The organism is Bacteroides thetaiotaomicron VPI-5482, from assembly GCF_000011065.1.
Taxonomy (GTDB): Bacteria; Bacteroidota; Bacteroidia; order Bacteroidales; family Bacteroidaceae; genus Bacteroides; species Bacteroides thetaiotaomicron.
In genome coordinates, this window is record NC_004663.1 from 2291666 (window position 1) to 2306370 (window position 14705).

The 14705-nt window shown below is 43.6% G+C and carries 11 protein-coding genes; 6 read left to right on the forward strand and 5 right to left on the reverse strand.

Features of this window, described 5'->3' with window-relative positions; translation table 11 throughout:
- Positions 1-519 precede the first annotated feature (519 nt).
- The 3 genes from BT_RS09260 to BT_RS09270 all read right to left on the reverse strand — a co-directional run bounded on the left by BT_RS09260 (position 520) and on the right by BT_RS09270 (position 4202).
- On the reverse strand, positions 520-2082 hold the full coding sequence (locus BT_RS09260; protein WP_011108010.1) for an ATP-binding protein: 1563 nt from the start codon (positions 2080-2082) through the stop codon (positions 520-522).
- A gap of 165 nt (positions 2083-2247) precedes the next feature.
- Positions 2248-3885, reverse strand: coding sequence for a chaperonin GroEL (gene groL, locus BT_RS09265; RefSeq protein ID WP_008763228.1), 1638 nt, complete (start codon positions 3883-3885; stop codon positions 2248-2250).
- Positions 3886-3929: 44 nt separating this feature from the next.
- Positions 3930-4202 carry a co-chaperone GroES gene (locus tag BT_RS09270; protein ID WP_010539043.1) on the reverse strand — a complete coding sequence of 91 codons (273 nt, stop codon included), beginning with the start codon at positions 4200-4202 and terminating at the stop codon, positions 3930-3932.
- Between the two features lie 244 nt (positions 4203-4446).
- Here BT_RS09270 and BT_RS09275 point away from each other — a divergent pair, with 244 nt between their 5' ends.
- Positions 4447-5493: a L,D-transpeptidase gene (locus BT_RS09275; protein ID WP_011108011.1), complete on the forward strand. Its 1047-nt coding sequence runs from the start codon at positions 4447-4449 to the stop codon at positions 5491-5493.
- Between the two features lie 43 nt (positions 5494-5536).
- The gene (locus tag BT_RS09280; protein ID WP_016266914.1) at positions 5537-6253 is read left to right on the forward strand and encodes a murein L,D-transpeptidase catalytic domain family protein; all 717 of its coding nucleotides are present in this window, start codon (positions 5537-5539) and stop codon (positions 6251-6253) included.
- Between the two features lie 54 nt (positions 6254-6307).
- Here BT_RS09280 and BT_RS09285 read toward each other — a convergent pair whose 3' ends face one another.
- Both BT_RS09285 and BT_RS09290 read right to left on the reverse strand, forming a co-directional pair.
- Entirely contained in the window at positions 6308-8959 is a 2652-nt protein-coding gene (locus BT_RS09285; protein ID WP_172461662.1) for an ATP-binding protein, read from the reverse strand.
- A 75-nt stretch (positions 8960-9034) separates the two neighbouring features.
- The gene (locus BT_RS09290) at positions 9035-9184 is read right to left on the reverse strand and encodes a hypothetical protein (RefSeq protein WP_162303121.1); all 150 of its coding nucleotides are present in this window, start codon (positions 9182-9184) and stop codon (positions 9035-9037) included.
- Positions 9185-9452: 268 nt separating this feature from the next.
- Here BT_RS09290 and BT_RS09295 point away from each other — a divergent pair, with 268 nt between their 5' ends.
- From BT_RS09295 to hydF, 4 genes are all read left to right on the forward strand, one after another.
- Positions 9453-10922 (forward strand): 4Fe-4S dicluster domain-containing protein, encoded by a 1470-nt coding sequence (locus BT_RS09295; RefSeq protein ID WP_008763223.1) that lies wholly within the window; start codon positions 9453-9455, stop codon positions 10920-10922.
- Positions 10903-11940: a [FeFe] hydrogenase H-cluster radical SAM maturase HydE gene (gene hydE, locus BT_RS09300; protein ID WP_011108014.1), complete on the forward strand. Its 1038-nt coding sequence runs from the start codon at positions 10903-10905 to the stop codon at positions 11938-11940. The genes BT_RS09295 and hydE overlap by 20 nt, the downstream gene beginning before the upstream one ends.
- Positions 11941-11944: 4 nt before the next feature.
- Entirely contained in the window at positions 11945-13363 is a 1419-nt protein-coding gene (gene hydG, locus BT_RS09305) for a [FeFe] hydrogenase H-cluster radical SAM maturase HydG (RefSeq protein ID WP_011108015.1), read from the forward strand.
- Positions 13364-13426: 63 nt separating this feature from the next.
- Positions 13427-14644 carry a [FeFe] hydrogenase H-cluster maturation GTPase HydF gene (gene hydF / locus BT_RS09310; protein ID WP_011108016.1) on the forward strand — a complete coding sequence of 406 codons (1218 nt, stop codon included), beginning with the start codon at positions 13427-13429 and terminating at the stop codon, positions 14642-14644.
- Positions 14645-14705: the final 61 nt, after the last annotated feature.

Consider the following 14705-nt stretch of genomic DNA (forward strand, 5'->3'; position numbering starts at 1 on the left):
TTTTACGCATTATACCACAAGTTTTCAAACAAAGGTTTCACCCTTCACCTTTTCTTTGAAAACCTTTATTCATCAGTGATAGTGGGTGAAGGGAGGTACCTTCACCTCTTTCTTCAAACAAGTCAGATACAATCAATAAGATGTTTAAAACAAACATTGAGAAGAAAAAAATAATCTATTAGCATCTTTCCATTAGGTTATAGCTAATGCAAATATCATTATAGCAAAAATAAATTAGCTTATAGCAAAAGGAATGATACTTTCATGAACGAATGTCATTCTCAGTTCAAAGGGTGAATAACTAGTCCTTCACCCGATATCGCCGATAAATAAAGGATTTCGAAGGTAAAGTGAAGGTGAAGATAATATTTATAACATCTCCCGTATGGCAACTTAAAGCTATGCTTTAGCAACCATAAAGCATAGCTTTTGGATATCCAAAGCATTGCTTTATGAAAGCGAAGAATATTATAAACGAAGCTAAATGGCAGAAAGACTTTACCAACTAATTTTAAATACTTAGTTTCCTCCTTTTTCTACAACCCATTTCTCTATATTTCGTGTCTTGGCACTGAAATTCACTCCAATTTTGAACAACTCCCAATCATTGGATTCGAAAGGCTGAGCGTAATGTTTCTCATTTATCTGTAGCAATGCTTCCTCCGCTGTACCATCCAATTTAAACTCCATGATATAAACGAATTTATCTGTCTGGAGAACAAGATCAATACGTCCTTCACTAGTATGATATTCTGCTTTAACATAGAATCCGATTAACTTGAAAACAATAAAAAGAACATTTTGATAATGTAATTCCAAATCACGAATCAACTCATAAGGTGTATCAGCAAAGAAACTTTGTAAACGTCGAAAGAAAGAATCATAATCTCCGGCTTCTATCTCACGAACAAATTTCTGAATTTCAAAAGAAGATTCCACTGCATTAGTATTAGCATAGAAAGGAAGCAAGAATTTAACAAACCCTTCTTCTACTTCACGGTTAGGAAATCCAAGACGATAAATACCAAAACGCTCATCATATCCTTTTATAGTGAGATAACCACTCTGATAAATGACAGGTATCGGATTGTCGGAAGTAGAATCAACACTATTCAAGACTTCAGCACTCGTTTCTTCGTGCGCCATTCTCTGAAGATCATAATGATGTTTTTTTAATAATTCTACTAGATAGGTAGGTGTACCGGTTTCGAACCAATAGCTGCCAAATTCATTACGTAAGAATGCATTGAGAAGACTAAACGGATTATACATGCCAATGGAATTATGAGTAAAATGGTAACCATCATAGTATTCACGCAATGCAACACATATTTCATTATATGCCATTCCACGAGCATCTGCAAATTCAGAAAGTTCAACCTCCAGATTATCATGCAATTCTTGATCACTGACTCCACATATATCTATATATTGATTCCACATGGAGATATCGTTGAGATTATTCAAATCGCTGAATACACTAACCTTACCAAACTTCGTTACACCTGTCAGCATGGCAAATTTAATATAGCCATCCATCGACTTCATCACACCGTAGAAGGCTTTCAATGTATTCCGGTATTCTTCCTGCAACTCATCTCTACCAATGGCTTGCAACATCGGTTTGTCATACTCGTCGACAAGAATCACCACCCGCTGCCCTGTTTTTTCTGCGGCCAGTCTAATTAAAGTAACCAAACGGTCATCGATCGTTTCATCACTGGAACATGAACCGTATTGAGCTTCGTAAACAAGAAGTTGTCGATCTATCAGACGGATAAGGTCATTTTCAGTATCAAACTTTTTAGCATTCAGATCCAAATGAATAACCGGATATTCAATCCAGTCCTTCTCCAGACTCTCCATCGCCAATCCTTCGAAAAGTTCTTTTCTTCCTTTAAAATAAGCTTCAAGAGTAGATAACAGCAAACTTTTTCCAAAACGACGGGGACGACTTAGAAAATAATAACTGCCAGTCTTTACCAATTTATAAATCAACGCAGTTTTATCAATGTAAAAGTAACCATCTTTTCGAATCTTTTCAAAGTTCTGTATACCGATAGGATAAATTTTACTACTCATATTCTCAGGGATTTTTGATTTGCAATACACAAAGATACTTCTTTCCAAACAAATAACGCCAAGTTACACACAAAAGTTTCTATCACAAAGCTGCGCAAAAAAAGAACCGCCTCCCCCACAGGGAAAGCGGTTCCATACCTTATTTTTATGTCCGGAAAGGAAGAATTACATCATTCCGCCCATGCCGCCCATTCCCGGAGCGCCCATCGGCATTTCTGGTTTATCTTCTTTCTTTTCCACGATCACACATTCTGTAGTCAGGAACATACCTGCGATAGAAGCTGCATTTTCAAGAGCCACACGAGCTACTTTAGCAGGATCTACTACACCGGCAGCATGCAGATTTTCGTAAACATCCGTACGAGCATTGTAACCGAAGTCACCTTTACCTTCACGTACTTTCTGAACAACTACCGCACCTTCCTTGCCTGCATTGGCAACAATTTCGCGAAGCGGTTCTTCGATAGCACGTTTGATGATACCGATACCTGTTGTTTCATCCGCATTGTCCCCCTTCATGCCTTCAAGAGAATCGATAGCACGGATGTAAGCAACGCCACCACCCGGGATGATACCTTCTTCGATAGCAGCGCGAGTTGCACGCAATGCATCGTCTACACGGTCTTTCTTTTCTTTCATTTCTACTTCAGAAGCAGCACCTACATAGAGAACTGCTACACCACCTGACAATTTAGCCAGACGTTCCTGCAATTTCTCACGGTCGTAATCTGATTTAGTAGCAACGATCTGAGCCTTGATCTGATCGCAACGTTCCTTGATGTTTTCTTTCACACCAGCACCGTTTACGATTGTTGTATAATCTTTAGATACTGTTACCTTGTCAGCAGTACCGAGCATTTCGATTGTAGCCTGTTCCAGTTTCAGACCTTTTTCCTCGCTGATTACCACACCACCTGTCAGGATAGCGATATCTTCCAGCATTTCTTTACGACGGTCGCCGAAGCCCGGAGCCTTCACTGCACAAATCTTCAGCTGAGAACGCAGACGGTTTACTACCAATGTAGTCAACGCTTCGCTATCCACATCTTCTGCGATAACCAACAGAGGACGACCTGTCTGAACAGCCGGTTCGAGGATAGGCAAGAAATCTTTCAGATTAGAAATCTTCTTGTCGTAGATCAGAATGTAAGGTTTCTCCATCTCACATTCCATCTTTTCCGTATTAGTAACGAAATAAGCAGACAGATAACCGCGGTCGAACTGCATACCTTCTACTACACCGATAGTAGTGTCAGTACCTTTAGCTTCTTCGATAGTGATTACACCGTCCTTAGAAACTTTGCGCATAGCGTCAGCAATCAATTTACCGATTACCGGATCATTGTTAGCAGATACAGTAGCAACCTGTTCGATCTTGTCGTAGTTGTCACCTACAGTTTCAGCTTGTGCCTTGATTGATTCTACCACTTTGGCAACAGCCTTGTCAATACCACGTTTGATATCCATCGGGCTTGCACCGGCAGTCACATTCTTCAAACCTTCAGCTACGATAGCCTGAGCCAAAACAGTTGCAGTAGTTGTACCGTCACCTGCATCGTCACCAGTCTTAGAAGCGACTTCTTTCACCAGTTGTGCACCGGTATTTTGGTAAGCGTCTGCCAATTCGATCTCCTTTGCTACTGTCACCCCGTCTTTTGTGATGTGCGGAGCACCGAATTTCTTTTCGATGATAACGTTACGTCCTTTCGGGCCAAGAGTTACTTTTACTGCATTTGCCAATGCATCGACACCTTTTTTCAATTGGTCGCGGGCATCGATATTGAATAATATTTCTTTTGCCATAATGATATCTTATTTATTTAATATGATAAATTTAGAATTTTGAATTAACCCAAGATAGCGAGAACATCGCTCTGACGCATGATAAGGTATTTAGTGCCTTCTACTTCAAGTTCTGTTCCGGCATACTTGCCATAAAGAACTGTATCGCCTACTTTCAATACCATTTCTTCGTCTTTCGTTCCGTGACCAACTGCCACAACTTCACCCTTCAAAGGTTTTTCTTTTGCTGTATCAGGAATAATGATACCACCAATTGTTTTTTCTTCTGCAGGTGCAGGGAGGATAAGCACTCTGTCTGCTAATGGTTTAATGTTCATAGTTCTTTTTTTTGATTTTATTTGTTATACATTATATTCATGATTTGTCCTCTTCTTGAAGAAGACGCTAAATCAGTTGCGAAAAGTATGCCAAAGCAAAATAATGATTGTTTGGCAGAAATTGACTGACAAAATGACTGACAACAGGTTATTAATGGCAAAAAAGCATATTTGTTCCACACTTTTTAAACAATAGAAGCGGATTATTCCTTATAATAACGTATATTCGTAAACGAACCCCAAGATGAACTGTATAGATTATATGAATAAAATAAGTTTTGGCATATCCATCGCTTTTTGCGTACTCTGTTCCTGCACTTCACGTACAGGACAAAAATCTTCTGATGAAACTTTGCAGGTCGATTCGCTGGCACAGGATACAATTGCGGAAACTGTGGCAGAACCTGTCGTCAAAAAGATTACTCCGGAAGAAATTCAAATCACCAAAGAGCTGCTGTATGATAAGTACACGCTGGAAGATACATATCCTTATAAAGATACGACCCGCAGTTTCCAATGGGAGAAAATAAAGGAACAGCTTGCTTTGCTCGAAAATATACAAATACAGCCGTCTCAATGGGCTATCCTCCAGAATTACAAGAACAGAAACGGTGAAGCTCCATTGGTGAAAAACTTCAAAAGAAATGCCTACGGACGGGTAGCGGACACGCTTGGGGTAGAACGATACCAGTCTGTCCCGCTTTATCTGCTGACGGATACGGTAACACCCGAACGCTACGGGCAGGATGGTGAACTGACGCGTTTCATCGAAGACGGAGAAAACTTTGTCAAAGCAGAACCGATATTTACAGAAGGCGAATGGATGATTCCTAAAAAGTATGTTAAAGTGATCGGAGATACGGTGGTTTTCAATAAAGCCATCTTTGTGGACCGCCATAATCAGAATATTACCGCACTGGAACGCACGGAAAAAGGGAAATGGGTAGTACGCAGTATGAACCCTTCTACTACCGGACTTCACCGACCGCCGTATGCGCAGGAAACTCCTTTAGGAATGTTCGTACTGCAGGAAAAGAAGGTGAAAATGATATTTCTGAAAGACGGCTCGAAAGAGACAGGAGGCTATGCGCCTTACGCCAGCCGCTTCACGGACGGGGCCTACATTCACGGAGTACCTGTCAATGAGCCCCGAAAGACACAGATAGAATATAGCTGGTCACTGGGAACCACTCCCCGATCACATATGTGTGTACGGAACGCAACTTCCCATGCCAAATTTATTTTCGACTGGGCACCTGTTAATGAGACGATTATTTTTGTTTTGGAATAAAAATCCCTATCTTTACCGCGATTTTATTTCAAGCTTAAACCCTATGCTTCAGAAAGTTATATTATTTTTATCATTCCTTTTCATTCCATTCAGCCATGTTTCAGTCGACACAATGGCCGTTCCTGCATCTGACTTTCCGACTCCTGTGTCCGAATTAGCTGCCGGCGAACAGCTCTTTGAAGAAATGGAGTTGGGTGGAATTGTCAATTTCATTGCATTCCGTCAGGCTGTCGCCGGTTACAACCGCATCAAGGAGAAGAGTAAACCGATTCTGACGCTGATTGACTTCTCAAAGCCGTCTACCGAAAAACGTTTTTTTGTCTTCGATATGGAGAAGAAACAACTGCTGTATTCATCAGTAGTCTCACACGGACGAAACAGCGGAGAGAATTATGCCACTTCTTTCTCCAACCAAAACGGCTCTTATAAAAGCTCATTGGGATTTTATCTCACTGAAAACACTTACCAAGGCGGAAACGGCTATTCACTCATCCTAAACGGACTCGAAAAAGGAATCAATGACAAAGCTAAAGAACGTTCCATCGTCGTGCACGGGGCTTCATACGCCAATCCGACAGTAGCCGCCTCGGGACGTTTGGGGAGAAGTCTGGGATGTCCTGCCCTCCCGACAAAACTAGCCAAGCCCATCATTAATACAATTAAAGATGGCAGTGTTATGTTTATCTATGCCAATAATAGCAGCTATCTTGCTCAAAGCGACATCTTAAAAAATGTCAGTGCCCCCATGCCGGCACTCTAAACAGTCTTTATCAGAAAGAGCTGCACGGACTAACCGCACAAAGGAAGAACAACTTTACTTTATCGGCAGGGTAAACCAGAAACAAGAACCTTTCTCTGGTTCACTATCTACGCCAATCTCGCCACCCAGTTGTTCCACAATACTGCGGCAAATGGAAAGCCCGAGTCCTGTGCCATGTACAAAGGAATTCAGTTTGACGAAACGCTCAAAAATCTCGTTCTGCATTTCCGGCTCAATACCTATGCCTGTATCGGCAATGTAGAAACGCAGATGAGCCTCATCAAGCTGATCATAGCCTACCCGTATATTTCCTTCTTCCGTGAATTTAAGCGCATTGTTTACAAAGTTGGAAATAACCTGATGTAAACGATTGCGGTCACTCATGATGCGACATTCCGGCAGATGGCGGTCAAAAAGGATTTCCACGTTCGGTCTGGCCTTCATTCTCATAGCGAGAACAATATCTTCACAAAGCAGATTTACGTCCACTTCACGTTCGGTGAAATCGAACGTTCCCGCCTCAATCTTCGATAAGTCAAGAATATCTGAAATCAATTGTAATAACAGGTCATTGTTTTCTTCCACAATATCCATGTACTGCCGTCTTTCCTCCATGTCCTCCGTATCCACCATCAGACTGGAAAAACCAACTATGGCATTCAGCGGAGTGCGTATCTCATGACTCATATTGGCAAGGAAAGCAGACTTCAACCGGTCGGATTCTTCGGCTTTCTCTTTTGCCTCTATCAGTTTGGCTTCCGTTTCTTTCAAGGCAGTGATATCGTAGTTGACTCCAATCAATTCCACTTGGCCTTTTTCCGGCTCATAGAGATTCAACACTACATTGGTACGCACCCAGTTCCATTCATTCTTCGTACCGGGACGCAAAATACGCATCTCACCTTTGAAGGCTTTTGCTTTCCCTTTCTTTGCTTCTTCAAAAAAAGCAAGCATACGGGAACGGTCATCCGGATGCATTTTGGAGTAAACACCGACTACATCGGAAAGAGGTGTATTCTCATCCTCTCCCATATTCTTGAACCATTGCTTGATGGCATAGCCCTGACGATTCAGCAGATTGAGTTTGGCATATCCCACCTTGGCATAATCAGATATAAGAAGAAACAGATTCTCAAAATCAGAAATAGGCTTCAAGGCATCAATACGCTCCGTATTATCCATATTAATAAGGATATATCCGGTAAGGTTACCATGATTATCATATAATTTGCGGACTTTTGTATAAAGTTCGATGACACCGGCTTTCAATGGACGATAATACCCCGTGTGGCGGGCACATTCGAACGAATAACGGGCACGAAAATCCGTAATACTGCTCTTGCGTATACTCTCAAGTATCTGGGCATCCACATTCGGGTTTTCAAAGAAATTGAGTCCGATCACCTCCGACTTATCTGAAATTCCCAGAATATCCATATCCCTCTCGTTCAAATCCACCAGATTCCCCTCTTTATCGTAAATCTCCACCCCGGCAGGAATATTGGCAAAGATGTTTTTGAAGAGTCTTTCACTGCGTGCCAAAGCTGCTTGTTCGAAGATTACTTTCTCTTTCGCCCTGCGTAGTTCAAGGCAAATACTGATTACATTGGCCAAAGAAGACAGCCAGCGATAATCTTCGTCCGACCATGAAGCGGAACCATCCACCAAATCTACTCCCATAAATCCGTAGACATGATCATTGACTACCAATGGAGTCGCCATCAAAGCCTTAATTCCCTGACGGGACAACACCTCATATTCACCCTGCCCCATTCCAGGCATCGGCTTTAATGTTTCAAATAAAATAGGCTTCTTGCCCAATATCTGTGATGTCCACCACGGCATGAAGTCTACCGGAATTTCCTGCAATTTATTTATTTCCGCTTTTACTCCTTCCGCTACAACTTCATAGGTACAGTTATAAAAATGATTTTCTTCGTCCGTCTCGAAAATATAGGCACGTCCCGCCCGATAAAAAGCCAGAATATCTTTTAATATCTCATAAATTCCTGTCTCGACTTCTTCATCTTTCAGAAAACGGGACAAAGACCGTGAAATTGAGTTCTGATAATAAAGCAAATCGTTGATACGGTGTGAGATGGTTTCCGTTTTTTCATGTTCCACCTTCTCGACAGATTCCTGTTCAAAGTCTGCCGCATGTTCAGCCACGTATTTCCATAAGGGGGCGGCGTTGAGTGACTGCATGATCTCATTGTTTTCCAGCAGTTGTTTCACTTCTTCAAAAGTCAGCAGATGTACAGACAAATCTTCGGTATCTTCCAGATGTTGATGATCTATCGGTTCGACATCCGTAGCTAGGAAGCAATGAGTCAGGTTGGTATGCGTACTCGGATTGGCAGATATCACCATGTATTCCTGCCAGTTTCCTTTTCCATATCCGGTCTCTTCCCACAGTTCGCGCTGAGCGGAAACTAATGGGGAAGCATCCTCTTTATCACAAACTCCGGCACAGAGCTCATAAGAGGTACGTCCCAATCCAGGACGATACTGACGGACAAATACAAATTTGCCGTCTTTGGTTATTGCTATCGTGTTTACCCAATCGGGATATTCAAGAATATAATATTCAGGGATGTGGTTTCCATTAGGCAATAGCATATCTTCGCAGCGTACTGTCAACCACGGGCGGCGAAACAGATATTTGCTACTTACTGTTTTCCAGGCCTTCTCTTTCTCTTCCATCATTATTTGGTTTGCTTGCGGCAAAAGTAATGATTTTAGCCGGATAACTATCGCTCTATACAAACAAATATCTGTTTTTTACTCGCAAGTGATCTCTATTGTCTGTACCTGTTCGAGGTACTTCTTTGTAGCACTAACCAGCGAACTCCCCATATAATACCAAAACATCAGGCTGATGATGATCATTAATGCACCGATCATCGCAAAACGACTTCTTTGTTCCAACATACTGCTACTCATATCTCTTCTCCTCTCTTATTTTATGTTTCACAAAGATAACACCGAAATGCTACAAAAAATTGACAAGAATGTTTCAAAAACCTTAAATATTGAATTTATTTAACCAACCGGAGGGAAATAGTCTCCTGCATACAGGCTGTTTTATCCTTCCGGAAATATTAATGTAACAATCTGCTACATTCAATTTAACGATTATTAGTTTATCCGCAAACTAGTTACTATCTTTGCAGCCACTAACAACCCTTTTAATTACTATATGGCTTTTACTAATAATATTATGATTGTCCGGCATAAATTGCTGGCTGATCTCGTCAGACTCTGGAAAAACGACCAGTTAGTAGAAAAAATTGACCGTCTCCCTATTGAGCTGAGTCCGCGCAAATCAAAACCGCTGGGGCGTTGCTGCGTACATAAAGAACGTGCTGTATGGAGATACAAGACCTTCCCGCTGATGGGACTGGATATGACGGACGAACACGACGAAGTAACTCCTCTCTCCGAATATGCACGGATGGCATTGAACCGCCCGGAACCAAGTAAGGAAAATATCATGTGTGTCATTGACGAAGCCTGTTCTTCCTGCGTACAGATTAATTATGAAATCACCAATCTTTGCCGGGGATGTGTGGCACGCAGCTGCTATATGAATTGCCCTAAGGATGCAATACGTTTCAAGAAAAACGGTCAGGCAATGATTGATCATGATACTTGCGTCAGTTGCGGTATCTGCCATAAGAGTTGTCCTTATCACGCGATTGTATATATCCCCGTTCCTTGCGAAGAATCCTGTCCGGTGAAAGCTATCAGCAAAGATGAGCATGGCGTGGAACATATTGACGAAAGCAAGTGCATCTACTGTGGAAAATGTATGAATGCCTGCCCGTTCGGTGCTATCTTTGAGATTTCACAAACCTTTGATGTACTGCAACACATCAAGAAAGGAGAAAAGTTGGTAGCTATCATCGCTCCGTCTATCCTCGGACAGTTCAAGACTTCTATCGAACAGGTATACGGCGCCTTTAAAGAAATAGGATTCACCGACATTATCGAAGTAGCCGAAGGAGCCATGATGACCACCAGCAATGAGGCACACGAACTGCTGGAAAAACTGGAAGAAGGCCAGAAATTCATGACTACTTCCTGCTGTCCTTCTTACATTGAACTAGTAGAAAAGCACATGACGGAAATGAAACCGTACGTTTCTACCACAGGATCACCGATGTATTATGCGGCACGAATCGCCAAAGAGAAACATCCGGATGCGAAGATTGTATTTGTCGGTCCATGCGTAGCCAAACGAAAAGAGGTACGCCGTGACGATGCTGTAGACTATATCCTGACATTCGAGGAAGTAGGTTCTATCTTGGATGGAATGGACATTCAGCTGGAACAGGTGAATTCTTTCTCTATACTGCATACTTCCGTCCGCGAAGCACATGGTTTTGCACAAGCCGGTGGTGTGATGGGAGCCGTAAAAGCATATCTGAAAGAAGAAGCGGACAAGATCAATGCTATCCAAGTGTCGGATATCAACAAAAAAAATATAGCCTTGCTGCGTGCCTGTGCCAAAACAGGAAAAGCAGCGGGACAGTTTATCGAAGTGATGGCTTGCGAAGGTGGCTGTATCACCGGACCGAGTACGCACAACGACATTGTTTCAGGACGTCGTCAATTAGCACAAGAGCTGCTCAAGCGGAAAGAAAGCTATGAGACAATGGATAGATAAACTGCGAGAAGAAAGGACACTCCGACCGGAAGAATTCCGGCAACTGCTGACCGAATGTGACGGAGAATCATTGCGCTATATCAATAAACAGGCGCAAGAAGTCAGTCTCCGTCATTTCGGAAACCGGATTTTTATTCGCGGACTGATTGAAGTCAGTAACTGTTGTCGAAATAACTGCTATTACTGCGGTATCCGGAAAGGGAATCCGAATCTGGAACGTTATCGGTTATCCACAGAAAATATACTGAATTGCTGCAAGCAAGGGTATGGACTCGGCTTCCGTACCTTTGTGCTGCAAGGAGGAGAAGACCCCGCACTGACAGAGGAACGGATAGAGGATATAGTCTCAACGATTCGCCGGAGTTATCCCGATTGCGCCATAACACTGTCACTCGGTGAAAAGTCACGGGAAGCATACGAACGTTTCTTTCAGGCAGGCGCCAACCGCTATCTGCTGCGTCACGAGACTTATGACAAAGAACATTATCAACAACTGCACCCTGCCGGTATGTCATGCGAGCATCGTCTGCAATGCTTACGGGATTTAAAGGACATCGGCTATCAGACAGGCACCGGAATAATGGTCGGCAGTCCGGGACAGACGATAGAACACCTGATTCAGGATATTCTGTTTATCGAACAGCTTCGCCCCGAAATGATTGGTATCGGCCCCTTCCTGTCTCATCGCGACACACCTTTTGCCCAGTCCCCCAGCGGAACCGTGGAACGGACGCTCCTTTTATTATCCATCTTCCGTCTGATGCATCCGTCGGCGCTGATTCCGGCAACTACGGCACTGGCTACCCTCACTCCCGACGGCCGGGAACAGGGAATACTGGCAGGCGCCAATGTTGTCATGCCCAATTTGTCGCCACAGGAAGAACGCAAAAAGTACAATCTGTATAATAACAAAGCCTCCCTCGGAGCGGAATCTGCGGAAGGACTCAACATATTGCAACAGCAGCTGGAAAAGATCGGTTATCAAATCTCCTTCTCCAGAGGCGATTACAAACAATAAAGAAATGTATAAAGTAGATTCACCCCAAGCAGAAGAATTCATTCATCATGAAGAGATTCTGGAAACTCTTGAATATGCATGGAGTCACAAAGACAACCGCGCATTCATAGAACAGCTGATCGAAAAAGCCGCTCTTTGCAAGGGACTGACGCACCGTGAAGCAGCTACCCTGCTGGAATGCGACCAACCTGACCTGATAGAACGAATCTTCCATCTCGCCAAAGAAATCAAACAGAAGTTTTACGGCAACCGTATCGTTATGTTCGCACCGCTTTACCTGTCGAACTATTGCGTAAACGGATGCGTATATTGCCCTTATCATGCCAAAAACAAAACAATCGCCCGCAAGAAACTGACGCAGGAAGAAATACGCAAGGAAGTAATCGCTTTGCAGGATATGGGGCATAAACGTCTGGCACTTGAAGCCGGCGAACATCCGACTCTCAACTCACTGGAGTATATACTGGAATCCATCCGGACCATTTATAGTATCAGACACAAGAATGGGGCTATCCGCCGTGTAAACGTAAATATCGCCGCCACTACCGTCGAGAACTATCGCCGGTTGAAAGATGCCGGCATCGGCACGTATATCCTATTTCAGGAAACTTATCACAAAAAGAACTACGAAGCTCTCCACCCCACCGGACCGAAAAGTAACTATGCTTATCATACCGAAGCAATGGACCGCGCCATGGAAGGCGGCATAGACGATGTAGGAATGGGAGTACTCTTCGGACTGAATACCTATCGCTATGACTTCGTAGGATTACTGATGCACGCAGAACATCTGGAAGCCCGTTTCGGTGTGGGTCCGCACACTATCAGCGTACCGCGCATCTGTTCGGCGGACGACATCGATGCGGGGGATTTTCCCAATGCGATTTCCGATGATATATTCAGCAAGATTGTTGCTGTCATCCGGATAGCGGTTCCTTACACCGGCATGATTATATCCACACGTGAATCACAGGAGTCCCGCGAAAAAGTACTTGAACTCGGTATCTCACAAATCAGCGGCGGCTCCCGCACCAGCGTAGGCGGCTATGCGGAAACGGAACTTCCGGAAGATAACTCCGCACAATTTGATGTAAGCGACACCCGGACTCTGGACGAAGTGGTCAATTGGCTGCTCGAATCAGGATATATCCCCAGCTTCTGCACCGCCTGCTATCGGGAAGGACGCACCGGGGACCGATTTATGTCCTTAGTCAAATCGGGACAGATAGCCAACTGCTGCGGCCCCAATGCATTAATGACTCTGAAAGAATACCTCGAAGATTATGCGTCGGAAGACACCCGAATCAAAGGTATGAAGCTGATAGCCAAAGAGACCGACCGGATTCCGAATCCCAAAATCAGAGAAATAGCCATCCGGAACTTAAAAGATATTGCGGAAGGAAAAAGAGATTTCAGATTTTAAGGGGCAAGGTGCCCCTGCCAAGTTTCCATGCGGATAATTAACGTTACAACAATTGCTTGATTTATGAATTTAGTCCACACCCCCAATGCCAACCGGCTCCACATCGCCCTCTTCGGAAAGCGTAACAGCGGAAAATCCTCCCTGATCAATGCACTGACCGGACAGGATACCGCTCTTGTTTCCGATACTCCCGGAACAACGACCGACTCCGTGCAGAAAGCAATGGAAATTCACGGTATCGGTCCTTGCCTGTTCATTGATACTCCGGGATTTGACGATGAAGGTGAACTAGGAAACAGGCGTATCGAACGCACATGGAAAGCCGTAGAGAAAACCGATATCGCCCTTCTGCTTTGTGCAGGTGGTGGCTCTGCCGAGGAAACCGGAGAACCGGACTTTACCGAAGAACTTCATTGGCTGGAACAACTCAAGGCAAAAAACATCCCGACCATTCTGCTCATCAACAAGGCAGATATACGGAAGAACACCGCATCCCTTGCCATCCGGATAAAGGAGACTTTTGGAAGCCAGCCGATTCCTGTCAGTGCCAAAGAGAAGACAGGCGTCGAACTGATACGACAAGCCATTCTGGAAAAGTTGCCGGAAGATTTCGATCAGCAAAGTATCACAGGCAGCCTGGTAACGGAAGGAGATCTTGTCTTGCTGGTCATGCCACAAGATATTCAAGCCCCCAAAGGGAGGCTTATTTTGCCACAAGTACAGACAATGCGGGAATTGCTCGACAAGAAATGTCTGATCATGAGCTGCACCACAGATAAGTTACAGGAAACGTTGCAAGCCCTCTCCCGCCCTCCTAAACTGATTATTACAGACTCACAAGTCTTTAAAACAGTCTACGAGCAAAAGCCTGAAGAAAGCAGACTGACCTCTTTTTCTGTTCTTTTTGCAGGTTATAAAGGAGATATCCGGTACTATGTGAAAAGTGCCTCAGCCATCGGAAGTCTGACAGAATCTTCCCGTGTACTGATAGCCGAAGCCTGCACACACGCCCCTCTATCCGAAGACATCGGGAGAGTAAAACTCCCGCATCTGTTAAGAAAGCGGATTGGAGAAAAGTTATCGATAGATATCGTGGCGGGAACTGATTTCCCGCAGGATCTTACTCCTTATTCTTTGGTTATCCATTGCGGCGCTTGTATGTTCAACCGCAAATATGTGCTGAGCCGCATCGAAAGAGCAAGGTTACAAAATGTGCCGATGACAAATTACGGAGTAGCTATCGCTTTCCTCAACGGGATACTTAATCAAATAGAATATTAAAATAAAAAGAACAGAATCTTGCAGACTTCAAGCATTTGTCTTATATTAGTCACGCAATCAA